The sequence below is a fragment of the Lactococcus sp. S47 genome (assembly GCF_016517475.1).
Classification (GTDB): domain Bacteria; phylum Bacillota; class Bacilli; order Lactobacillales; family Streptococcaceae; genus Lactococcus; species Lactococcus lactis.
Map to the genome: position 1 here is coordinate 109,384 of NZ_JACVUB010000007.1, position 22,380 is coordinate 131,763.

A 22,380-nucleotide genomic window follows, 5' to 3' on the forward strand; every position below is an offset into this window, starting at 1 on the left:
ACTATTATATCGGCTAAAGGCTCTTTTTTGAAATAAGTTGGCTTATAAATCTCATCATTGCCAAAGAATGTTCGGAAATTTTTAGATTACTTTTTTCAGCTTATTTTATTCAATTTGACCAAGTTCAGGAACTTTTTTAAGTAATTCTTCTTTAGTAACAGCCCCTTGACGCAGTAATTTTGGTTTTTCTTGCGTCAAATCGATGATTGTTGTATCTAGTCCATAGATGCTATCATCTTGAACAGCGACTGCGGCATTTTCTAAAATTTCAGGACTTAAATCGGCAAAGAAACTTGGACTTTTAGAACCACTTAAATTGGCAGAAGGTCCGACCAAAACACCGACTTCTTTGATAATTTTTTGAGTTACTGCAATATTTGGCATTCTAAAACCAACAGTACTTTTTCCAATATGAATCCATTCAGGAACATCTTTAGATGCCTCTAAAATAATGGTTAAAGGGCCAGGAAGAAAGGCTTCCACAATTTTTTGGAGATAAACTGGTTGATTGATTGAATATTTTAAAATATCTTCAAAGCTTGAAATATTCATATTTAAAGCTTTTTCTGTTGGACGTCCTTTAACTGAATAGAGTTTTTGGACTGCTTCTTCATTCATCGCATCTGCAAAGAGACCGTAAACTGTTTCTGTCGGTAAAATAGCTAACTGACCAGATTTTAGTGCTTTGATAGCTCTAGCTGATAAGCGGTTTTTATTATTATTCTCTTTTTCTGACTGCTTGTCTAGTTCTTTTTGTAATGTTTTTGCTTCAATAAAAAGATTTTCTCTGATATTTTTCAAATCATCTGGTACTTTGTAGGGACGACGAAAGAGAAAACCAATAATACCATAAAATCCACCTTCGACTTTTTCAAGTTCGTTAGCAAAATTATTGAGTCCCCCTTGCACAAACTTCAAATTTTCTTTAGCTTGGTCTATCTTGTTTGACTCAACCAAAGTTTTGATATCTTTTAATTGCACTTGCAAAAAAGAGGACATTGTTCGTAAATCATTTTCAACTTTCATTTTAACTTCTTTCTTAAATATATTTTATCTTTTAACTGAACTTTTCCTTCAAAAATAGGATGATCATAATTATCAAGAAAATAATTGGAAATTTTATGAGTAATTGTGAAGCCGCATTTTTCATAGAAAGCTACATTGTTTGAAACATCATCTGTTCCAAGAATTAGCTCATCAGCTGCTAAATTTTCTTTCAAATATGTGATGAGTTGTTTCATCATTTGCTGACCGAATCCTTGTCCTTGAAAACTAGTTTCTACCGCGAAATTCTCAATTTCAAAAGTATTTTTTTGTTTTTTTATGACTACAGCACAGGCAACGGTCTTGCCATTTTTTAATGACAGAGTAAACAAATCACCATTTTCCAGATAATTTTCTAAATGTGGTCCATCATCAGCTAATAATAATATTGGTAAAAAATCTTCTTTTTGCTGAAATACTTGTTCAAAAATTAAAGAATTCATTTTTCTCCTTAAATATAGCAACAGTAGCTTTTATCATTTGACACTAATCATTCGATCTTTTCCAAATATATCCTGATGAATACTAACAAGCTTGTCAGTAAATTTTTCTTGAAAAATAGCTTGCACAGCTTGCCCTTGCTTATAGCCGATTTCCAAATAAATTTTTCCATTATCAGTCAGATGATTGACCGCTTGGTCAGCAATTTTTTGATAAATTGCTAATCCCTGATTTTTCGCAAAAAGCGCTAAATCAGGTTCATATTTAATGACAGAATTATCCATTTCGTAAGTTTCATCAAAAGCAATATATGGCGGATTAGAAACGATAATATCAAAGCTGTCAGTAATTTTATCTAGTACATCTGATTGAATGAATTCCAAATTAGCCTGATTTATTTCAGCATTTTCAGCTGCTAAAGTTAGTGCCTCTTTAGAAATATCAGAAGCTTTTACTGACCAATTTTCACGCGCATGAGCAAGAGAAATGGCAATCGCTCCTGACCCCGTTCCAATATCTAAAATTTTGAGGGAATCATTCTCATTTTCAGCCAAAATCATTTCCACTAATTCTTCAGTTTCCGGACGAGGAATTAAAACACGCTCATCGACCTTCAATTTCAAATCACGGAATTCTGCCCAACCCACTATATATTGTGGAGGCTCATTTTGATGAAGACGTTTTGACACTTCTGTCAGTAATTTTAATTCTTGGTCAGTAATTTTTTCTCGCATTAAATTCAACCAAGATAATTTATCAAGTTCATGTAAATTTCGCCAGACAAATTCCAACTCAAAAGGGTCTTCTAAATCTGCTGACAAAGTTCGCACAGCTTCAATCCAAAGCATTTTTCTTTTTCTACTTTCCAATATTAATTATTTTTCTAATATCTTTTTAAATTACTCTTCCAAGTATAGCAAAAAAGCCCAATAAAATCAGGCTTAATCAACTTTTCAGTTTAATGTAAATCCTTGCTTTTTCAAAAATTTGGCAACATCCTCACGCCGTGGATTTGTCAGAAAATTGCTCATTTCCTGCGTCCAATCAGTAGACTTTTGATGATGACTCCGATTGGCATAATAAGCTGAAGTTTGTTCATTATAAGCCTGTAAATTCCTTACTGCCACATGATTATAAGCATTAACTGACAAAATATTTGCTCTTGGTAAACGTGGTTTAACTTCATTTCGTGTTTTTGGTATCCCAATTGTAAGACCAAAAAGTGGAACAGTCAATTCTGGTAAATCCAGTAAATCTGCCACTTTAGCAATATCATTACGAATCCCACCAATATAACAAATTCCAAGCCCCATAGATTCTGCAGCTATCGCCATATTCTGTGCAGCAATTGTAGTATCAACAATGGCAACCGTCAACGCTTCCATATTCTGGAGAGCCTTCACATCTTTATTTTCTGTCCGTAAAATCTGAGCTTGTCGATACCAGTCAGCCACAAATATATAAAAAACACCTGTTTGATTCACATAATCATCTGAACCTGATATCTTAGCCAGTTCACGACGTAAATCATTATCCGCTATCTCAATGATTGAATAAGCTTGTAGAAAATTAGATGAAGCTCCAGACTGTGCAGCTTTTAGCAACAACTCCTTGACATCAGCTGACAAAGGTTCTGCTTTAAAATCACGAACTGATGCGTGGAGCAACATTTTTTCAATCGTTGGATTCATGATTGTTTCATCATTCATCAAAATAAGTTCCTCACTACTAATAATTTTTATAAGTAATCATTATTTTACAAGATTCTCTACTAAATAAGAGGTGAAATTCGAGTTAAAAGATAAGCACATAAAGGGATTTTTACTTCTTGAGCTGGAAAAAGCAAAGCATACTGCTTTCGATTTTGATTCGTTTCGGAAACCAACTCTTCTAAAGTTCCAAGTTTTGCTCCAAGTTCTGAGAAAGATTGACGTAAAGGATTTTTACTATATTTTCCCAATTCAGACAAAGGTAAACTTTTCTTGGTCCGACTCCAGTCTTCATCTTTTTTTACTTCTTGCCAAAGTCGACAATATTGCTTTTCTTTATAATTTTCAATTGACATCCGAGTTCTTTGCGCTCGGTGCAAATGCTTAGAAAGAGACTCCATCTTTTCAGCAACTACCCAAACATCTCCATTTTCACCCCTGCAATAAAGTAAATCAAAAGATAAATCAAAGCCTTTGACCTTAAAAATAGTCACATCTGTTGAAACATTATTCACCTTTTTCGAAGTTTGCATTTTCCTATTTTCATGTCCCACTTCTCGAATAACAAAATCTTCAAATTCAAAATCCATTATTTATTTAATTCTTCTAATTTTTTAGTTTGGTCATAGACAATCAAAGCATCAATCACTTCATCCATTTTCCCAGATAAAATACTATCCAACTTTTGTAAAGTCAAGCCAATCCGGTGATCAGTCACACGGTTTTGTGGGAAATTGTAAGTTCTAATCCGCTCAGAACGATCCCCAGTTCCGACAGTTGATTTACGTTCTGCATTTTGCTTATCCAATTCAATTTGTTGATAGTAATCAAAGACTTTTGTATTCAACAATTTAATAGCTTTATCCCGATTTTTTTGTTGCGTCCGTTCTTCTTGCATTTCCACTTTAATCCCAGTTGGTAAATGGACCATACGTACCGCGGTAGCAACCTTATTGACATTCTGTCCACCAGCACCAGAGGCATGGTAAATATCCACACGTAAATCTTTTTGGTCGATTGTCATCTCAAATTCTTCAACCTCAGGCATAACAAGAACAGTAGCCGTTGATGTATGGACCCGCCCTTGTGTTTCGGTTACAGGAACACGTTGTACTCGGTGAGCACCAGATTCATATTTCAATTTTGAATAAACAGATGGACCAGAAATTAAAGCTGAAACCTCTTTATACCCACCAATTCCGGTGATGTTTGCTTCCATAATTTCAAACTTCCAACCTTGTGATTCAGAAAAATGTTGGTACATATTCAACAAATCACCAGCAAAAAGTGCAGCTTCATCACCACCAGCAGCTCCACGAATTTCTAAAATAATATTTTTTCCATCATTTGGGTCTTTTGGTAAAAGCAAGATTTTGATTTCTTCTTCCAAAAGCTCTTTTTGTGATTTTGCTGATGAAAGTTCTTCTTTGAGCATTTCTTTCATGTCATCATCAAGTCCACCTTCGCCAAGCATTTCTTCACTATCAGAAATTGTTTCAAGAACTTTTTTGTATTCATTATAAGTCGCTACTTTATCACGTAAATCTGCTTCTTCACGCGATAATTCCATAAAACGCTTTGTATCCGAAACCACCTCAGGGTCAGACAATAACTCACCCAATTCTTCATATCTTCCAACTATTGATTCTAACTGATCAAACATTTCTCTATTTCCTTTAATTATTTTTTAGTTTTTAATGGTAAATTTTTTGCCATATTGACAAATGAATCCCATTGTGTCACATCTTGCAGCATGTCTTTTTTAAAAATCATCACTTGATTTCTACCTTGAAAAAAGTGCACACGATCTGAAAAAATTTCAACATTACGTACATTCATTTGAGCTTTAATTTGTTCCTCTGTCACATACATATCAAGTTCTTGTGGCTTAAAATTTTTCAAAAAACGACTTTTCAATTGCCAATGTAAAAAAAGATTTCCTAAAACAAGAACAAGTAAAGCAGAAACAACCGGCCAAAGCCATTGCCCCTTACTCATAAATAAATTAATAACCAAAAAAATAAGCATAATTCCTGAAAAAACAAGCATCATCCGCTTGGTCATTTGACCAAGAATTCTTTGATAATCCTCACCAGTAATCGTTCCTTTAAAATGATAAAACATCGAGTTCCTCCCTCTTGATATAAAGTCTGTTCGTGTAAAATTCTAATCTTATTTTTTAAATTTCTGGCTTAAAATAATGTTTACGACAAACAGGAATATAGGTTTCGTTTCCACCAATTTGCAACTGTTCACCTTCATAAACTGGTTTTCCATCAATTGTCCGAATCACCATTGTTGCCTTTTTACTACAATACCAACAAATCGTTTTAATTTCTTCAATTTTGTCCGCAAGCAAAAGCAAATATTTTGAGCCTTCAAAAAGCTCATTACGAAAATCATTTTTCAAACCGAAAGCCATGACTGGAACATTTAGTTCATCCACAACACGCGCAAAATCATAGACATGTTTTTTATTTAAAAATTGTGCCTCATCAATCAGCACACAAAAAGGTTTAGCTGGCAGGCTGTTCACATAATCAAAAACAGACATTTCCTCATCAATTGCGACAGCTTCAGCTTTCATCCCGATTCGGCTAGCAACTGTCCCAACCCCTGCGCGTGTATCCAGACTAGAAGTCATTAATAAAACAGGCTTACCCTGTTCCTCATAATTATGAGCCACTTTCAAAATCTCAATTGATTTTCCTGAATTCATCGTCCCATATTTGAAATATAATTGCGCCATTACTTTTCCTTTTATTTTTTTAGCTTCTAAACCATTGATATCAAAAGTTCTGTACTTCAAAATCCCTAAAGATTACTTCATAAACTTTCTCGATTTCTCTAATTTTTACTCTACGAGGTCAAATTAAAACACAACTTAAATTATATCATATTTCATTTATATTTTAACCCTTCTCTCTGTTTTATTAATCCATCAAAGGTTGGAAATGTTACTTCATTTAATGTATATCTTTATAATTTCTTAGCAATAAGGTCCTTTTATCTATTTTCTTATTTTTTCTTGCACTCGAGATGAAAACACCTATTCTGGAATTTTTTAAAATAAAAAAACCAATATTTTTGTTATTGGCTTTTTTACTTTTAAAATTTTTAATAAAATCCTCGCTCATTTTTGTATTTTAAATCATGCATTAACTATTGTTATCTTTTATTTTCAATATATTATCAAAACAAAAAATAATAAGAGTTTTGTGCTCCCTAAACTTAGTAAAAAGTTTAATCTTGGAAAACTGATTTTAGAATAATCTTTTAGATAGCCTTTATCGTTACTTCAATATTACCTTGAGTAGCGCGAGAATATGGGCAAGTTTTATGTGTTAGTTTCAAGAGTTCTTCTGTTTCTTCAGTACCCACTCCTTCGATATGTCCTGTAATATCAACTCCTAATACTACATCTGGAATTTCATTTTGACTTAAATTATAGAGAGAAACTGTAACTTCAATAGTTGATTCACCCTCTATATTTTTTGATTTCTTAATATAGTCTAAAGCACTATTAAAACAAGCGCTATATCCTGCAGCAAATAATTGCTCTGGATTTGTTGCTCCTTCAACCTTTCTGCCTGGTGCAACAATATCTAAATTAAAACTTTTATCTGGAGAATGGACTTCGCCATTTCGACCGCCAGTATTTATCATTTTTGTAGAAAATATTTTTTTCATTGAAATCTCCTTTTTAAATTGTTTACAATATAATTGTACTAAATACAATTACGTTTGACAAATATATAGATTCAGATATAATGAAATGATAGGAGAAAATATGACAGACAATATTCTTAGCAAGGAATTATGTTTTCAATTATACATTGCTTCAAAGGAAATCATAAAAAAATATAATTCTTATTTAAATAGATATTCGCTTACTTATACTGGATTTATCGCTATGTTAGCAATTGAAAACAATATGACAATAAATAAATTAGGCGATGAACTCTCTTTAGATTCTGGTACATTAAGCCCTCTGCTAAAAAGATTGGAAGCAAAAGGATACATTATAAGAAAACGTTCTGATAAAGATGAAAGAAGTGTTGAGTTATTTCTCACAGATAAGGGAGCACAAGTTAAAAAGGAATTACCTTCTATCTCTCTTGAAATTGGTGACAGTTTAGTTTCTTGCAACGAGAATATTAATTATGACTTACTTCTCTCGCAATTACTTACTTTAAATAAAAGTTTGAAAACAGAAATTTAAATATTTATGCTTATTTATATAAAAAAACCTGACCCAAGTCAGGTTTTTTTATTTATTGTGCATCTTTTACAGCCTGATCAGATTTTGCTCGAGTATCTTGAACTTCTCGCAATGCTTGATCATTGTCCTGTCCAGACTTTTGCCTTAAATCATTAAGTTGTTGGTTTAATTGAGAAATTGTTTGGTTTGCTGTATCAACCTCTTTTTGTTTATCAGCTACTTTTTGATTTCCTTCTGCAATTTTTGTATTGATTTCATTTATCTTTGCATTAATTTCATTTTGTTTGTCAACATTAGCTTGCGTTAATTGAGTTTGCAAAGAATTGACTTGTGAACTTTGTGAATCAACTGAACTTTTTAAGTTTGCTATGGTCTGATTTAAATCAGAAATTACTTGATTTTTACTTTTAACCCGATTTGATAGTGTATCAATATTGTTGTTAATTGTCTGAATTTCTCCATGTCCAGTCCAATAATTATCCGCTAATGATTTAATACCAATACACGTACTAAAAACTATTGCAAAAGTGGTGGCTGCTATGATAATTTTTTTTATTTTCATTTTTATTTTTTCCTTTATTTTTTTCAAATTACACACACAAAGAGCATTGTACCATATACATTACATCAAAACAATACCAATTATGAAAAAAACTGACTTTTTTAGTTATATAAAAAAACTATACCCCTTAAATGCTTGTTAAACAATACTTAAGAACAACACGAAATGCATAACATATAAAACATGCATTATACCACTTTGATAACATATACGAAAATCCCAGATAAAGACCAAAGAAAAGGTTTACATTCATGCTTTTTTATGCTATAATTTTCCAACCTCAAAATAGGAGAATGTAAGATGAAATACTTTGTACGCCTTGCTACAGAGCAAGATAAACCCGCAGTTGCTAAATTCTATGGTAATTCTTTACCATTGATTGATGAAAAACAAACGAGTTGGATAAAAAATATTTATCCCTCAATTGATACGGCTCTAAAAGCAATTGACTTATCTCAGCTCTTTGTTTGTTATGATTCAAATGATATTGTTTCAGGAACTGTGATTCTAAATAATCAATCAGATAAAGAGTATGAAAATATTACCTGGGGCACCCCAGAGCTTGATCCTAATCAAATCTTGGTAATCCATACTTTAATTATAGATCCTAAAAAATTAAATCAAGGAATTGCAAGTACTATGATCAACTTTATAAAAGAATTTAGCAAAAGTAATAGTATGGTAACTATTAGATTAGATACTAATTTTAAAAATACACCTGCACAGAAACTTTATGAAAAACATCAATTTGTATTTCGCGGGAGAACCAATCTCAAGAGCTTTGATAACAAAGGATGGGACGATTGCGTATTTTATGAATTTTGTCTTAAATAATTAAAAATATAAAAATAAGTGAAAACCACTATTTTTTTAGTGGTTTTTTATTTTATAAATTTTCTTTTTTAACAATATTTTTTAATTTATTTTAAATTCTACCCATTAAATTTTATTATGATTTCTTTAAATTCATTGTTACAAAGAGGACCAGTAATATTTGCATATTTGAACTGATTAAATATCTTTCTTAAAAATTGGAGTTTTCCTAAAACTTACATCAATTATTCTTAAATATTTTTATCTTCTGGTGTTTGTGGTCGTTTGCTTCAATATTTAAGTCACCATTACTATATTCAAAATTTTGATAGATATTTTTTAAATAATGAATCAAATACAGAACTTCTTTGCCCTTCTCTAAATCTAACTATAGCAGAAAATAAGCTCTTTTTTTGGGGGAAGGAACAAACTGAGATATTTTTTTATCTTTTTACTATTTTTTCTGATATTATCCATTGATTAATGGTTTTTTTTAGAGTATAATATCAGATAAACAGATGTTTTGTATTAAATATGTTACTGAAGGGGAGAGATGGATAAACATAAATTAAATAACTTTTTTGACTACTCACTTGAACCTCGCAGAGCTATCCTTTTTGAAGATGTCAAATCAAATTACGCTTCTATTGAGTGCGTTCAACGAAATCTTAACCCTTTGACAACTTCTCTTTGCGTCATGAGTCGTGCAGATAACACTAAAGGTTTAACGCTTGCCTCTAGTCCTACTTTTAAAAAAGTCTTTGGAATGAAAAACATAAGTCGTGCCAGTGATTTACCCTTTATTATTGAAACAAGGAAATTCAATTTCCCACAATGGTATCGAACACATACGGATATTTACGGACAACGGACTGAACCAACTTTGCAGCATGTCGCTTTCATCGAATCCTGGGCAAAACGAACATGGCTTGTTCCGCCTCAAATGCAGCTCTATGTAGATTATAAAATCAAAGTTACTGAAATTCTAACCAATTACACATCAATTGAAGAAATTCACTCTTACTCAATTGATGAATCATTTTTAGATATCACAGAATCTCTTAACTTCTTCTATCCTGATATTAGAAACCGATATGAGCAAATGAATCTGATTGCTTTAGATTTACAACGTGAGATTTTGGATAAGTTAGGGCTTTATGTAACTGTAGGGATGGGTGATAATCCTCTACTTGCAAAACTTGCCATGGATAACTATGCCAAACATAATCAGAATATGAGAGCATTAATACGGTATGAAGATGTGCCTAGTAAACTCTGGACTCTTCCTAAGATGACTGACTTCTGGGGAATTGGAAAACGAACTGAGAAACGTTTGAACAAGTTAGGAATCAGTTCTATTAAAGAGCTTGCAAATGCTGACCCTCTTCTCCTTAAACAAAAATTAGGCACAATTGGACTCCAACATTTTTTCCATGCAAATGGAATTGATGAAAGTAATGTAAGGGAAAAATATATTCCTAAATCTTCTAGCTTCAGCAATTCTCAAATTCTACCTCGTGACTACCATAAACAAAAAGAAATAGAACTTGTGATTAAAGAAATGGCTGAAAACTTAGCGATAAGGCTAAGAAAGGGAGGAAGAATGGCAAGCAATCTTTCACTTTATGTGGGTGCTGCAGCAAGCTCTGAACACTCTTCTATTAAAATTTCACGCAATATTGAAGCAACACAAAATACAAAGGAACTGCAAGACCTCGCAATTCGTTTATTTCGTGAAAAATATCAAGGTGGAGCAGTAAGGCAAATAGGAATAAGTGGCAATCAACTCTCTGATAATTCGGTCAAACAACTTTCTTTATTTGAAACTGTTGAAGAAAATCAATCCAACGAAAAGCAGGAATCCCTTCAAAAAGCCATTGACGAAATCAGAGAAAAATTCGATTTTCTATCCATTCAAAAAGCAAGTAGTTTATCCGAAGGTTCACGTGTGATTTATCGAAATAAACTTATTGGAGGTCATGCAGCAAGTCAAAATAAGGAGGATAAAGATGTCAGTTGACCGTTCTTATAGTTCCTATGAAGTCATTCGAGCATATCAGGATAGAGGAATGATGAAATGGGGATCATTTGCGACCGGAGAGTTGACCGAGGCCCAAAATGCATTTGTTAAAGAGCAAAATAGTGATAAAATCTTACAACCTTTATCACATCACATTATACTTCATCTTCTCAACCAGTCATTTACTAATCAAGTACAAGTCAAAATTAAATATCAATCTAAGGATAAAATAACTGAAGTTTTTGGTTTTGTATCAGAATTTATCAATAATCAAGTTAGAATAAAATCCACAGATAAAATTCACCTCATATCTATCGAAAAAATTATAAATATTTCATAATTAATGAAAAAAGCATGTTATGTCCAAACATGCTTTTTTATTACTATAGCTTCTTTGAATACAATAATTTCATAAATAAGAATAATTTTTAATATTTATTCAGATGACATCTCATGATATAATTGTTTAAAGAATAAGTTCAAAAGGAGAAGATTTATGGAATATCAACTAAGTTCAACATCAATGGCACCACTAGTGGAGATTAGTCTTGACAATAATGAAGAGATTCAAATTGAGTCTGGAGCGATGGTCTATCATAACGCTGCTGTTAAACTTGAAGGAAAAATGAACAGCAATGGAAAAGGAGGACTTGGAGGTGCTTTAAAAGCTCTTGGTCGTTCAATTACAAGTGGAGAAAGTTTCTTTATTACTAAGGCAAGCGCAATAGGTGCAAATGGTAAAATTTCGCTTGCTCCTGCTAGCCTTGGTTCAATCAAGGAAATTCTTGTCGGTCAAGAACAGTGGAATCTTAACACAGGGGCATTCCTCGTTAGTGAGGGTGGTGTCCATTACATAATGGAGCGTCAAAAATTAGATGGAGCATTATTTGGAGGAACTGGTGGTCTTTTTGTGATGAAAACACAGGGCAGCGGAAAGATGTTAATCAGCGGTTACGGGGATATTGTAGAAATAGCTCTTGATGGAACAGAAGATTTTGTAGTTGATAATCAACATGTTTTAGCATGGACTGAATCTTTGAGTTATTCAATTGAAGTTGCTTCCGGAACATTTGGTTTTAAGACAGGAGAAGGGTTAGTTAATAAATTTCGAGGTAAGGGAAAAATCCTGATTCAAAGTAGAAATGTTGAAGCCCTCGCACAGTCAATCATTCCATTCATACCAAGTAAAGGATAAATAAAAAGTCACTAAACTTTAGTGGCTTTTTATTTTATAAGTTTCCTTATTTTTCAATAATATCTTGTTGTTTTATGTCTTTTAAATTCTGCCCACTAAATTTTATTTTAGTTTCTATAATGCATTGTTATAAAGGAATCCAGTAATATTTCCATATCTAAAATATAGTTGAGCGATTACTTTTCCTTTCCCAGTTTTACCTTCTAAACCTTAGAAGATTCTTCACTAATTTCTTTCCCTATAATATAAAAAGATAGAGCAATACTTTTCTTGCTCTACCTTTTTATATTGTTAATTATTTTTTACTTTGTTTCCGCAATTTGTAGAACTGGTTTTTTTGAACTATAAGTGCTTAAGTTCTTAGCGAATGCTAGCAAAAGGGGATTAGTGTTATGTTTTTCGATAGCTTCCTGTGATTCCCAATTTTCTATCATCACAAATTCTAGCTGATTATCCGTAGATTCATAAAGAGAGTATTCCAGACATCCTTCATCCTTTTTGGAAGCTGAAATCAGACCTTCTATCTCTTTTAAGAATTGAGATTTTTTATCTTCTTTAATATAAAATTTAGCATTTACAATAATCATAATTTTTATTCCTTTTTATTTATTAATGTTTATTTTTCAATTTTTGGAAAAATAAATACTTGACAAGTCAATGATTGATAAGTCATATAATAAAATATTTTACTTGTTTTTGCAAATATTTTAGATTACACAGAATAAAAATTTATATGATTTCTTTATTTTCTCATTTAAATAAAAAGAACTGCCTTTAATGACAGTTTTTAAGTACTATTATAAAATTAGATATAATTAAATTTCCATAAAAGCATAATAGTTACCCGAAGGGCTTTGGAAATTAAATGCTTTTTTCCCGTTAGCATCCATCAAGTCGCTTGTTGTAGGAGTAATTTTCTTTAATTTTTCATTCATCTCTTCTATATTATCTACTGTGAATAGTAATGAAGGTTTATCATTCGCAACTTCGGGTGAGACTTTTTTTATAAACTCGATATCCCAAATTTGTAAAAAAGCATTGCCATCTGATAGCGGTGCAATTACAACTGAATCTGAGTTTTCCATCTTATGTCTTTCAATTTCTAAAAAACCGATTGACCTGAAAAAATCTACTTCTTTTTCTACTTCTTTTACATAAAGATTTACACAGATATTAAAAGCCATATTTATTTTCCTTTTTTCCTTTAACACTATCATTATATCGCTAAAATATTTAATCTATCCACTAACTTCTTTTAGCTCCCTAGCTTACAAATTCTTTATCTAGATAAGGAAAATAGAAATTAGTTTTCTAAGCTTTGTAGCTCTTTTAATGCAGGTTTTGGTATTTCTTTCTCTTGGACCTCATTCCAGTTTGTTACACCTTTATGCTTGTTATAAGTCAGTTCTAAATAGGCTTGGTTTCTTAAATTATGACTAGCCATAAACTTTACTAACTTTTTATCTCCTTTTGAATTGAAAGAATCAAGTTTGTAGTGATAAATTACCATTGGTGTATGATCATCAGCAGTCGTCTCTTCCCGCTCACCATTAACTAATATTTGAACATAGTAACTTTCCCCACCATAATTCATTTTATAATATGTATATCCAGAAGCGATTATCATAACCATAATAGCTAACAATCCTACTAATACTTTCTTCACAATATATTCTCCTTTATTTTATACCCTTATTATATCAAGGAGCTGGATTAATAAGCTTACAATTTTGAAAGCATACGAATGTTGTTTTATATAAGAATAAAAAGGAAATTACTAAAATTATGGGCCTTTATGATTGAGAACTTAGTCTACAAGCCCTTTTTACCAATAAAAGGAACAAACTTCGGGGTAGTTTTTGCATATTCTTTAAAATCTTCACGATTCTTATATTTTTTTTCAAGAATTGGTACACCAGATACAAATAAAAGGAGACTAGTAATCAATAGTGGACTAATAACCAACCAAAGCGTTGATAAAGTCGTCAAAGAGATTAAGAATATTCCCCACCAACACATTGACTCGCCAAAATAATTAGGATGTCGTGTTAGTGACCACAGGCCACTAGTCAATAGTTTTCCTTTATTTTGGGGTAGTTTTTTAAAGACTTCTAACTGACGATCTCCAAAAACTTCAAAGATAAAGCCAAATATCCAAATTATTATACCTAAAATTTGCCACCAATAAAATTGAGAATTAACATTTGAATTGACTTGAATAATTGGGAGTGAAATAATGATTAACAAAAGATATTGCACCATAAATACCGTTAGAAAAGCTTTCAATTTTGGAAAATTATTGCCCCACCTTTTACGCATATTTGTATAGCGATAATCCTCGGGTTTATTCCAATTTCGTCTTCCTAAATGAATTGCTAAACGTACTCCCCATAATATGACTAATACTAAGATTAGGCTATTTTGAATCGTAATTCTCGGAGAAAATAAATAAGAGACCACAGCTGTAAGAACAAATCCTCCGCCCCAAGCAATATCTATCAATCCGTAATTCTTCTTAGATGTCGCAATAAGAAACCAACAGATGAAATAAAGTAATAAAGTTACCAAAACGGCTATATAATTCATTTGACCTCCTTTAATAGTCCGGCAATTGCTAAACTTCCAATCCCTGCAGAAATTCCAATTGCTGCTGAACTGTCTATAATTTCACAGTTTTTAGTAGTTTTTTCTTTCAATAGTTCATTTATCTTTAAGGCTGATTCTTCGGATAAAACATGTGTCAAAGCTAATTCTTCGATTTGTCCTTCTTTTGACAATAGGTTAATTTTTTTCAAAATTTTATCCATACTCTTATTTTGACTAAAAGAAGCACCAATCAGCTTTCCGTTTCCTCTTTTATCAAGACTAATAATTGGATGCATTGAAAGTTTTTGTGCGGTTTCTCCCAAAATTTTTGGAATTCTTCCCGAATTTATCATTGGCGATAAATCTTCTACTGCCACATAAATAAATATCCGGTCAGTTATTTTTTCTGTTTCATTAAGTACTGATTCAATAGAACGCTCTTCACTAATCAATTTGGCAACTTGTTTAACTAGTAGTCCTTGAGCCACTGAATTTAATTTGGAATCTATAAGATGTACTCGGTTTTCTAAGGATTTCTTTGCTGTAATTCTTTGGTTGAGAAGTTGATAAGTGCCACTTAGTTTTGAAGAAACTGAAATCACGATGATATGTTCATATTTTCCTTCTAAAAAGGAGAAAAGCGAATCAACAGATTGAATGCTTGGTTGAGAAGTTGTCATTTTTAAATTCTTATTATACTTTTCTGAAAAAATTTGAGGATTGATTGTAAGTTTATCTAAAAAGGCTTGCTCACCTACTGAAACATTCAAAGGTAAAACAAAAATTTGATTTTCAAGTATAAAATCAGCAGATAGATCGGCAACAGAATCTGTGACAATAGCAATGGATGATTTTCTATTTTGTGATATTTCATATTGTAATTGCATATCATCAACTTTTTGATAGATAATTGTTCCTGTTTTTTCTAACAGTGCTAATATATTTTCCGGATGGTTAGTATGGATATGAATCTTTATTTGTTTTTTATTTCCAGCAATAACTAAAGAATCTCCCCATTTCCTTAGTGATTCTTTTAAGTCCTTTTCTTGTTTTAGGGGTTCTTTGATAATAAATTCTGAACAATACCTATTTTTAGGTGCTTCAGATATAAAGTGTTCTCTAATATCTTCTGTATTTAATTCTTTTATGCTGGGGATAAGTCCTTCTTGTATCTTACTTACTTTTTCTCCACAGTAAGCGTCAGTAAAACCAGATATAAAGTAGTAAAAACCCTTCGCTCCAGAGTCAACGAGTTTATTCTTTTTTAAAATTGACATCTGAAATTGTGTTTCCTTAAGAGCTTTCCAAGCTTCTCCTTTTGCTTCTAGCAAGGCTTTTTCAAAAGATGTACTTTCTTTAAAAGTAATTAGTAATACTTCTGCCCATCTTTTCATAACTGATAAAATCGTTCCTTCTTTGGGCTCAATCAAAGAATCATAGGCGCTCTTTACTGCTCTGTTGAAAGCTAAAACAAGTATCTCTAAGTTAGTTTCATATACACTATAATAATCTGAAACGGCATTTAAGTACTGGGCAAAAATAATTCCAGAATTTCCCCGAGCCCCAATGAGCGCTGCCGAAGCTACTTCATCAAATAAAAGGTTCGTTGAATAATTATTATTAGATAAATTATCAATAATGGTTTGCATTAAAGATGCTAAATTACTCCCTGTATCCCCATCGGCAACTGGAAATACATTTATTTTGTTTAGTTCATCCTTTCCGTTAATAACCTTTTGCGCTCCTGCTATGATACTTTCTAGTAGACGGTCTTCAGATTTTACCTTTTCCATTCTTTATCCTTCCATAAACTTTGTAATCACAAGAAATGAAAGACTTGCACTCAAAGAGCTTACAAAAGTCCCCCAAATAATATCAATTATTGTTACCATTAGTGACCAGTCTTTAATTGATGCCAAATTTGTTAAATCGTATGTAGAATAACATACTAATCCTAGTAGAGCACCACTCAGTAAGACGTAAGTTATACTATTTTTTTCAAGTCCGGGCATTAATACAAAAAATGTTAGTGCTCCTAGATAAATAATATAGAAGATAATGGCCGGAATAACTTTAAAATCTCCCATCAAGTTACCAATATTTGGCTGATAGATTTTTTTATTTGCAAAAAAGAGCCAGCAAATATCTAAAATTAAAAAAATTACTCCACTTATAATAAAGGGTTTAATAAAATTCATTATTCTTCTCCAATCTATAGCTTTCAGTTTTACAGATGTATATACTTATAAATATCAAAATTTTTATGTTATATAATCATTATTTATTGCCCAAACCATCAGATTCTCCTCAAGTTATTTAGTTCAAGATAGCAACTGATATACTCAAATATGTTGCGAAAATAATCCAAATAAAATAAGGAATTAGAAGGAATGCAGACCACTTATTAATTTTTGAAAATTTAATGATGCAGAGATAAACAATAAAATCTAGTAAGAGAATAATAATAACTCCTAACCAAAAATAGCCTTTGAAAAAAATAATACTCCAAATAAAGTTTAAGATAAGTTGTATTCCAAAATAGAATAAGGCATTTTGTCCCTCACTTCTTTGAGTTTTCAGCTTATAAAAAATCAAATAGGCGGAAATGGCGATAAGAGCATATAATACAGGCCAAACAATCCCAAAAAGATAGTCTGGTGGAGCTAGGGGTGGGAGTTTAAGATTATTATAAATCCCCTTAATATCCCCCGCCAAGAGGCCAGATAGGCCACCAATTAGTTCAATTCCTACAATAAATAATATTAGTTGTCCCAATGCTTTTAGTTTTTTACTAGTCATAATTTCTCTCCCTTTTAATATACATGAGTTCTTTTGATTACTATACTTATATTATTACATAAATAGTGAGTCAAGCTGTCTTATTCGCTTGATAACTTTATAACTTAGTATAATCATCTTTAATTTGTTAAAAAATAAAAATGTCACTGGAAAAATTTCCAGTAACATTTTATAAGAGTTATTTTTAGTAGTTTTTATTATTTGTAAGGGAATATCTGTGAGGGAATTGAACCACTCGTAATGTAGCTTTTAAGGACTTTATCAGCATCTCGTTTTTCTTTTATTACACTTACAAATTTAGCTTTTGCATCAAATTTTTGATAATCTTCATCATTAAGAATCAATATCTTAGAAGTAGCACTGTATTCTCCTAGAACAATATATTTTGTACTTTTAGGTTTCACTGACTGTCCTTTATCATCAGTTATTGTTTTATCTTCCTTTCCTGTCCACAAAGCTGGCTCGGCTGATAAGTTTTCTACTGTCTTAAATTTAAACTTGTCTCCTTTTTTGGTTACGTTATTAAAAACTTTTTCATTTATTAATTTATTAGCAGCTTGAGTATTCAAGACTAAGACATCTGATTTTGAACTGTATTTACCTTCTACAGTTAAACCTTTATCAATATATTTTTTATTATTCTCTAATATAGTATCTGCTTCATCCTTATTATCACTATACATGATTATACCGTGAACATGAGCAAAATTTTTTTTGAAAAAGTCATAACCGAGAAATCCGGTAACGGCAATTGGTACTATGATAATTATCGCTATTAGTATTTTCTTCATTCTATATCTTTCCTTTTTTTCTTTTTACAATTTAGCTACTCTTTCATTCTAACATCAAGTCCGACGCCTCCTTCTTACATTTTTGTAATGAAAAAATGAGTACTAAAAACCTCAAGAAAGAGATTCTTTCTTGAGGTTTGCTAACTTTTTTAAATAGGAAGAAGGGAAATAATGATGAATAGTAAGACACCTCCCAATACACTAAAAAGAATAATTTTTCTATGTAGAAGTAATGCGATATATTCACGAATTAAGGCCGTAGGTAAGAAATAAAGTGCTGTGGGTGCCCCTACTCCTTGGGCTTTTAATTTTACTCTTTGCGCATATAAACTTCCTCTGAGAACATGATAATTATTGGTTGAAAAAATGATTGAAGGGGGCATTTCTTTATCTGACCAATCCTCATTAATTATCCTTTTAGAAAATAACATGTTCTCATAAGTAGTGGTGGATTTATCTTCAAAAAGAATTTGATGATTAGGAATGTTTTGTGAGTGGAGGTATTTTCGCATGGCGAAGGCTTCTGATACAGGCTCATCCGCCCCCTGTCCGCCACTAACAACAAATTTGGCTGTAGGATTTTTCTGGTAATATTCAATTCCTTTGTCCAATCGACTCTTTAACAAGGGTGGAACTTCTTCACTTCTAACACCTGAACCCAAAATGATAATATAATCTATCCTTTTTTGTAAAGGAATCATTTGGCTCATCCATGAATATAAAATATAGGCTGCAAACAAAAAACAGAGAATTATATCAATAAGTAAAATATAAAGAAGAATGTACCAGATTATTTGTGGTATTGTTTTTGTTGAAAATGTGAATAACATAAAGAGTGCTGGAAAGGCAATAAGCAAATTTAAGCCAAATAGAGCAGATAATTTTGCAGTGGCACTTTTACCTTCTTTAGTTCTCATTGTTTTTGAGTTAAAAATGAAATATCCACAGACCAATAAAAATATTAAGGGAAGGATTCCATAAGCAATGATCAAGGTTGCAAAATCACCCGACGGAAGATAAAGATAAATAAGGTATAATAATTCAAAAAACAGAGAGGCTAGGCTCAATATCAAACCTGAGGCTAAAAAAATTCCTCCTATTATACTTCGTTTATTGATTTTTAATCTTAGCAGGCCAATTAGCATGATAATCAGGGAAATTATTAAAAAAGCCATTCAAACTCCTTGGGTTTAATCTATTCTATTATAACATAGCCTTCTATCCTAATCTCTTCACGTGTATTAAAAAAATCCCACTGTTCAAATGTGAGATTTTTGATTATTAACCCAAATGCATAAAAAGAATTGGATATTGATTTCCTTGTTCGTCAATTGGATTTCTTTTATAAACTTTAAAGCCTAAATGCTCATAAAATCCTTTGGCTTGCGGATTTTGCTCATTCACTACAAGTTCATTTACCGAATAGTTTTTTATTGCTTCTTCAAGCAACTTTCTACCGAGTCCTTTTTTCATGTGATTAGGGCTAATAAACAACATTTCAAGTTTCTCACCAACAATTCCCATAAAAGCAATTGGTTTTTCATTATCGTCAAATTCCACAATTAAATGTTCGATAGCTTTAAGAGCTTGCGGGACATATTGTTTTATATCTTCAATTTCTTTAACTGACAGAAAAGAATGTGTTTCTTTAACTGAATTTTCCCATAAACTTATCAATTCTTCTATGAGTTCTTTATTTCTCATATCTTTATTTATTTCTTTCATTTTAATCCGTTCTTATTTGAAAAACTTTTTTAATAGTGAATCAAAATTTCTAAATAGTGATTCTGAAAATAGTGAGAGTAAGGCAACCAGAACAAAACTATCCAAAGAAATTTTGCTGATAGAGAAGAGGGAATTGAACATGAAACCTGAGATAATTATCCCAACAATATTAAAAATGATAATTCCCATTTTAAAACGGTTGAGTGGTGCACTGATTTTAGTTAAAATCATAAATCCAACAACAGCTAGTAAGATAACTGCTGAAGTTGAAATTTCTGATGCCGTCAATTTGAAGGCAGCTCCAGCAATAACGACTCCTAAAACGGCCGTAATTTCAGTCAAGCTGGCTGGTAATGCTTTTAAGATAACATTTTTAATAAAATCTTTTTCAATTCGTTTGTCATTTTCTTCTAAAGAGAGTAAGAATCCCGGAATCCCAATGGTGAATAAACTGATAAGTGAAAGTTGTGAAGCTTGTAAGGGATAGGTGAAGACAAAGATTGCTGAGATAATTGCCAAGATGATTGAAAAGAGATTTTTTACAAGGAAAAGAATGGCTGAACGTTGGACGTTATTGACGACTCGACGTCCTTCTGTGACTACTTGTGTCATATGCCCAAAATCTGAATCTAATAAGACAACTTGTGCAACTTGGGTCGCGGCATCACTTCCGGAAGCCATTGCAATGCTACAATCAGCACTTTTCATGGCTAAAATATCATTAACACCATCTCCGGTCATTGCGACAGTATGATCTTTACTTTTAAGGGCTTGAACGAGACGGCGTTTTTGGTCAGGTGTCACACGTCCAAAAACGGTATATGATTCAACCGCTTGGTCTAAATCTTCTTTCGTTTTCAATAAATTTGCATCAATGAAACGTTCAGCTCCAGTAATTCCTGCTCTTTTTGCAACTGCCGACACGGTTTGAGGGTTATCACCTGAAATAACTTTGATATTGACTCCTTGCTCTGCAAAGTAGTTAAAGGTCGATTTAGCATTTTCTCTGATGGGATTGGCTAACACAACGTAGCCAAGTGCGTAAGCCCCCAAATTAAGTTGGTCATAAATTTTTTCTTTTGTTCCCGCTAAAACTAGGACACGAAAGCCTTCTTCTAAGAGATGATTGATTTCAGAGCTAATTTTTTCATAAGTTTTTCCTAAAACAATTTCTGGTGCTCCTAAAAGATAACTTTCATTTTCAAAACAAACAGCACTATATTTTACTTTTGATGAAAATGGAATAATTTTTTTAACGCCGGTCATTTGATTTTGAAGGTCACCTTTTGCAAGCATAAACTCTCGAATTGCCTTCATGGTATCATTGTCATCAGTATTTGCTGAGATGTAGTCAGATAAAAGAGACATAAATTTCGCTTCGCTTATGTTACTACTTGGGCTAACAAATACTTGCTCAACTGACATTCTGGGTTCTGTGATTGTTCCTGTTTTATCAACACATAGAACGTCTACACGCGCTAAGGACTCAATACTTTTCATATTGTGCAATAGCACTTGATTACGAGCCAATTTTACACTACTGAGGGTTAAGGCAATGGTTGTTAAAAGATACAACCCCTCTGGAATCATCCCAATAACCGCTGCCACCATTGCTACAACACTGGTTTGAAGTGTATTATGATTGACAAAGTAATTTTGGGTAAATAAAATGACTGCTATCGGAAGAATAATAAAACTGACCCACTTTAATAATTTATTGAGGGCACGTAACATCTCAGAGTCTTCACCATGGTCAACTAATTTGGCTTGTTCTGTTAATTTGGAAATGTAGGAATCTTTTCCGACTTTTTCCAAAATGACTTTGGCTTCTCCTGACACAACAAAACTTCCTGACAGAAGTTTTTCATCAACATTTTTTTCAATTTCGTCAGCTTCACCTGTCAAAAGTGATTCATTGACAAAAATACTTCCTTCGACAATGCGAGCGTCAGCGACAATTTGATTTCCTGTTTTAAGAATAATAATATCTTCTTCAACCAAATCATCTGAAGCAATTTTTTCTTGTTGACCATTCCTTATCACTGTGGATTGCGGAGCGTGCAGGAGAGTCATTTGGTCCAAATATCGTTTGGCTTTGATTTCTTGATAAATTCCGACAATTGTATTAATGACAATTATTGGAAGGAAAATAAGCTGATTCCATGCTTGAACTAAACTGATTAGAATCGCAATGACTGCAAATATTAAGTTGAAAAATGTAAAAGTATTTCGTTTTACAATTTCCCAAACAGGACGATCCGTCTCATCTATATTTTTATTTATCTTCCCTTGGCGAATCCGTTCTTCAACCTCAAAACTTGTTAATCCTTTTAAAGACATATTTTTTACTCTCTATTTCTTCTCAATTTCAATTTTTGATTTCAATTATATAGTATTTTTAAGAATACTTTGTTCTATCTTAACATAGTTCTGAGAAGTCCTGCAAACGGTAAAAATGTTATTTTTGATTCTT

26 protein-coding genes are annotated in these 22,380 nt (G+C 32.0%); 5 read left to right on the forward strand and 21 right to left on the reverse strand.

The genetic code is table 11. The annotated features are described in order from the left end of the window. Window positions 1–105: 105 nt before the first annotated feature. The 9 genes from IAE52_RS08635 to IAE52_RS08675 all read right to left on the reverse strand — a co-directional run bounded on the left by IAE52_RS08635 (window position 106) and on the right by IAE52_RS08675 (window position 6,884). Window positions 106–690, reverse strand: coding sequence for an L-threonylcarbamoyladenylate synthase (locus IAE52_RS08635; RefSeq protein ID WP_026138870.1), 585 nt, complete (start codon window positions 688–690; stop codon window positions 106–108). A 332-nt stretch (window positions 691–1,022) separates the two neighbouring features. Further along, entirely contained in the window at window positions 1,023–1,487 is a 465-nt protein-coding gene (locus tag IAE52_RS08640) for a GNAT family N-acetyltransferase (RefSeq protein WP_012897311.1), read from the reverse strand. A gap of 33 nt (window positions 1,488–1,520) precedes the next feature. After that, window positions 1,521–2,333, reverse strand: a complete 813-nt coding sequence (gene prmC / locus IAE52_RS08645) for a peptide chain release factor N(5)-glutamine methyltransferase (protein WP_017864195.1) — start codon at window positions 2,331–2,333, stop codon at window positions 1,521–1,523. 105 nt (window positions 2,334–2,438) lie between these two features. Continuing rightward, window positions 2,439–3,194 (reverse strand): oxygen-insensitive NADPH nitroreductase, encoded by a 756-nt coding sequence (gene nfsA / locus IAE52_RS08650; protein WP_080735897.1) that lies wholly within the window; start codon window positions 3,192–3,194, stop codon window positions 2,439–2,441. A gap of 62 nt (window positions 3,195–3,256) precedes the next feature. Then, window positions 3,257–3,784, reverse strand: coding sequence for a hypothetical protein (locus IAE52_RS08655; protein ID WP_012897309.1), 528 nt, complete (start codon window positions 3,782–3,784; stop codon window positions 3,257–3,259). After that, complete coding sequence (gene prfA / locus IAE52_RS08660; RefSeq protein ID WP_003129495.1) at window positions 3,784–4,857, reverse strand: peptide chain release factor 1; 1,074 nt, start codon at window positions 4,855–4,857, stop codon at window positions 3,784–3,786. The genes IAE52_RS08655 and prfA overlap by 1 nt, the downstream gene beginning before the upstream one ends. A 17-nt stretch (window positions 4,858–4,874) precedes the next feature. Beyond that, on the reverse strand, window positions 4,875–5,318 hold the full coding sequence (locus tag IAE52_RS08665) for a hypothetical protein (protein WP_012897307.1): 444 nt from the start codon (window positions 5,316–5,318) through the stop codon (window positions 4,875–4,877). Window positions 5,319–5,373: 55 nt separating this feature from the next. After that, window positions 5,374–5,943, reverse strand: a complete 570-nt coding sequence (locus tag IAE52_RS08670; RefSeq protein ID WP_003129492.1) for a thymidine kinase — start codon at window positions 5,941–5,943, stop codon at window positions 5,374–5,376. Window positions 5,944–6,470: 527 nt separating this feature from the next. Then, complete coding sequence (locus IAE52_RS08675; protein ID WP_012897305.1) at window positions 6,471–6,884, reverse strand: Ohr family peroxiredoxin; 414 nt, start codon at window positions 6,882–6,884, stop codon at window positions 6,471–6,473. Window positions 6,885–6,984: 100 nt separating this feature from the next. Here IAE52_RS08675 and IAE52_RS08680 point away from each other — a divergent pair, with 100 nt between their 5' ends. Continuing rightward, a complete protein-coding gene (locus IAE52_RS08680; protein WP_012897304.1) occupies window positions 6,985–7,416 on the forward strand; it encodes a MarR family winged helix-turn-helix transcriptional regulator in 432 nt (143 codons plus the stop codon). A 52-nt stretch (window positions 7,417–7,468) separates the two neighbouring features. On the opposite strand, the gene IAE52_RS08685 is transcribed toward IAE52_RS08680, so the two are convergent. After that, the gene (locus tag IAE52_RS08685; RefSeq protein ID WP_010905453.1) at window positions 7,469–7,978 is read right to left on the reverse strand and encodes a hypothetical protein; all 510 of its coding nucleotides are present in this window, start codon (window positions 7,976–7,978) and stop codon (window positions 7,469–7,471) included. A 300-nt stretch (window positions 7,979–8,278) separates the two neighbouring features. On the opposite strand from IAE52_RS08685, the gene IAE52_RS08690 reads away from it, so the two are divergent. The 4 genes from IAE52_RS08690 to IAE52_RS08705 all read left to right on the forward strand — a co-directional run bounded on the left by IAE52_RS08690 (window position 8,279) and on the right by IAE52_RS08705 (window position 12,006). Next, complete coding sequence (locus IAE52_RS08690) at window positions 8,279–8,812, forward strand: GNAT family N-acetyltransferase (protein ID WP_058204339.1); 534 nt, start codon at window positions 8,279–8,281, stop codon at window positions 8,810–8,812. Window positions 8,813–9,344: 532 nt separating this feature from the next. Further along, on the forward strand, window positions 9,345–10,811 hold the full coding sequence (locus IAE52_RS08695; protein WP_058204338.1) for a Y-family DNA polymerase: 1,467 nt from the start codon (window positions 9,345–9,347) through the stop codon (window positions 10,809–10,811). Then, the gene (locus tag IAE52_RS08700) at window positions 10,771–11,151 is read left to right on the forward strand and encodes a hypothetical protein (RefSeq protein WP_012897301.1); all 381 of its coding nucleotides are present in this window, start codon (window positions 10,771–10,773) and stop codon (window positions 11,149–11,151) included. The genes IAE52_RS08695 and IAE52_RS08700 overlap by 41 nt, the downstream gene beginning before the upstream one ends. A 156-nt stretch (window positions 11,152–11,307) precedes the next feature. Continuing rightward, entirely contained in the window at window positions 11,308–12,006 is a 699-nt protein-coding gene (locus tag IAE52_RS08705; RefSeq protein ID WP_025017231.1) for a TIGR00266 family protein, read from the forward strand. Between the two features lie 302 nt (window positions 12,007–12,308). Here the strand turns inward: IAE52_RS08705 and IAE52_RS08710 are convergent, their stop codons facing one another. From IAE52_RS08710 to IAE52_RS08760, 11 genes are all read right to left on the reverse strand, one after another. Beyond that, window positions 12,309–12,593 carry a putative quinol monooxygenase gene (locus tag IAE52_RS08710; protein ID WP_003130528.1) on the reverse strand — a complete coding sequence of 95 codons (285 nt, stop codon included), beginning with the start codon at window positions 12,591–12,593 and terminating at the stop codon, window positions 12,309–12,311. Window positions 12,594–12,821: 228 nt separating this feature from the next. After that, window positions 12,822–13,190 (reverse strand): glyoxalase/bleomycin resistance/dioxygenase family protein, encoded by a 369-nt coding sequence (locus IAE52_RS08715; protein ID WP_021723158.1) that lies wholly within the window; start codon window positions 13,188–13,190, stop codon window positions 12,822–12,824. Between the two features lie 119 nt (window positions 13,191–13,309). Beyond that, window positions 13,310–13,672, reverse strand: a complete 363-nt coding sequence (locus IAE52_RS08720) for a YxeA family protein (RefSeq protein ID WP_010905449.1) — start codon at window positions 13,670–13,672, stop codon at window positions 13,310–13,312. A gap of 146 nt (window positions 13,673–13,818) precedes the next feature. Beyond that, a complete protein-coding gene (locus tag IAE52_RS08725; RefSeq protein ID WP_010905448.1) occupies window positions 13,819–14,592 on the reverse strand; it encodes a DUF1295 domain-containing protein in 774 nt (257 codons plus the stop codon). Beyond that, complete coding sequence (locus IAE52_RS08730; RefSeq protein ID WP_033899684.1) at window positions 14,589–16,385, reverse strand: DAK2 domain-containing protein; 1,797 nt, start codon at window positions 16,383–16,385, stop codon at window positions 14,589–14,591. The genes IAE52_RS08725 and IAE52_RS08730 overlap by 4 nt, the downstream gene beginning before the upstream one ends. A 3-nt stretch (window positions 16,386–16,388) precedes the next feature. Continuing rightward, entirely contained in the window at window positions 16,389–16,790 is a 402-nt protein-coding gene (locus tag IAE52_RS08735; RefSeq protein ID WP_003130519.1) for a DUF2177 family protein, read from the reverse strand. 118 nt (window positions 16,791–16,908) lie between these two features. Beyond that, entirely contained in the window at window positions 16,909–17,391 is a 483-nt protein-coding gene (locus IAE52_RS08740; RefSeq protein WP_003130518.1) for a TspO/MBR family protein, read from the reverse strand. 197 nt (window positions 17,392–17,588) lie between these two features. Beyond that, entirely contained in the window at window positions 17,589–18,182 is a 594-nt protein-coding gene (locus tag IAE52_RS08745; protein WP_109990672.1) for a lipoprotein BA_5634 family protein, read from the reverse strand. 149 nt (window positions 18,183–18,331) lie between these two features. Then, a complete protein-coding gene (locus IAE52_RS08750; RefSeq protein ID WP_162551424.1) occupies window positions 18,332–19,357 on the reverse strand; it encodes a YdcF family protein in 1,026 nt (341 codons plus the stop codon). 106 nt (window positions 19,358–19,463) lie between these two features. Then, window positions 19,464–19,907, reverse strand: coding sequence for a GNAT family N-acetyltransferase (locus tag IAE52_RS08755; RefSeq protein ID WP_012897295.1), 444 nt, complete (start codon window positions 19,905–19,907; stop codon window positions 19,464–19,466). 12 nt (window positions 19,908–19,919) lie between these two features. Then, complete coding sequence (locus IAE52_RS08760) at window positions 19,920–22,247, reverse strand: cation-translocating P-type ATPase (RefSeq protein ID WP_033899689.1); 2,328 nt, start codon at window positions 22,245–22,247, stop codon at window positions 19,920–19,922. Between the last annotated feature and the right edge of the window lie 133 nt (window positions 22,248–22,380).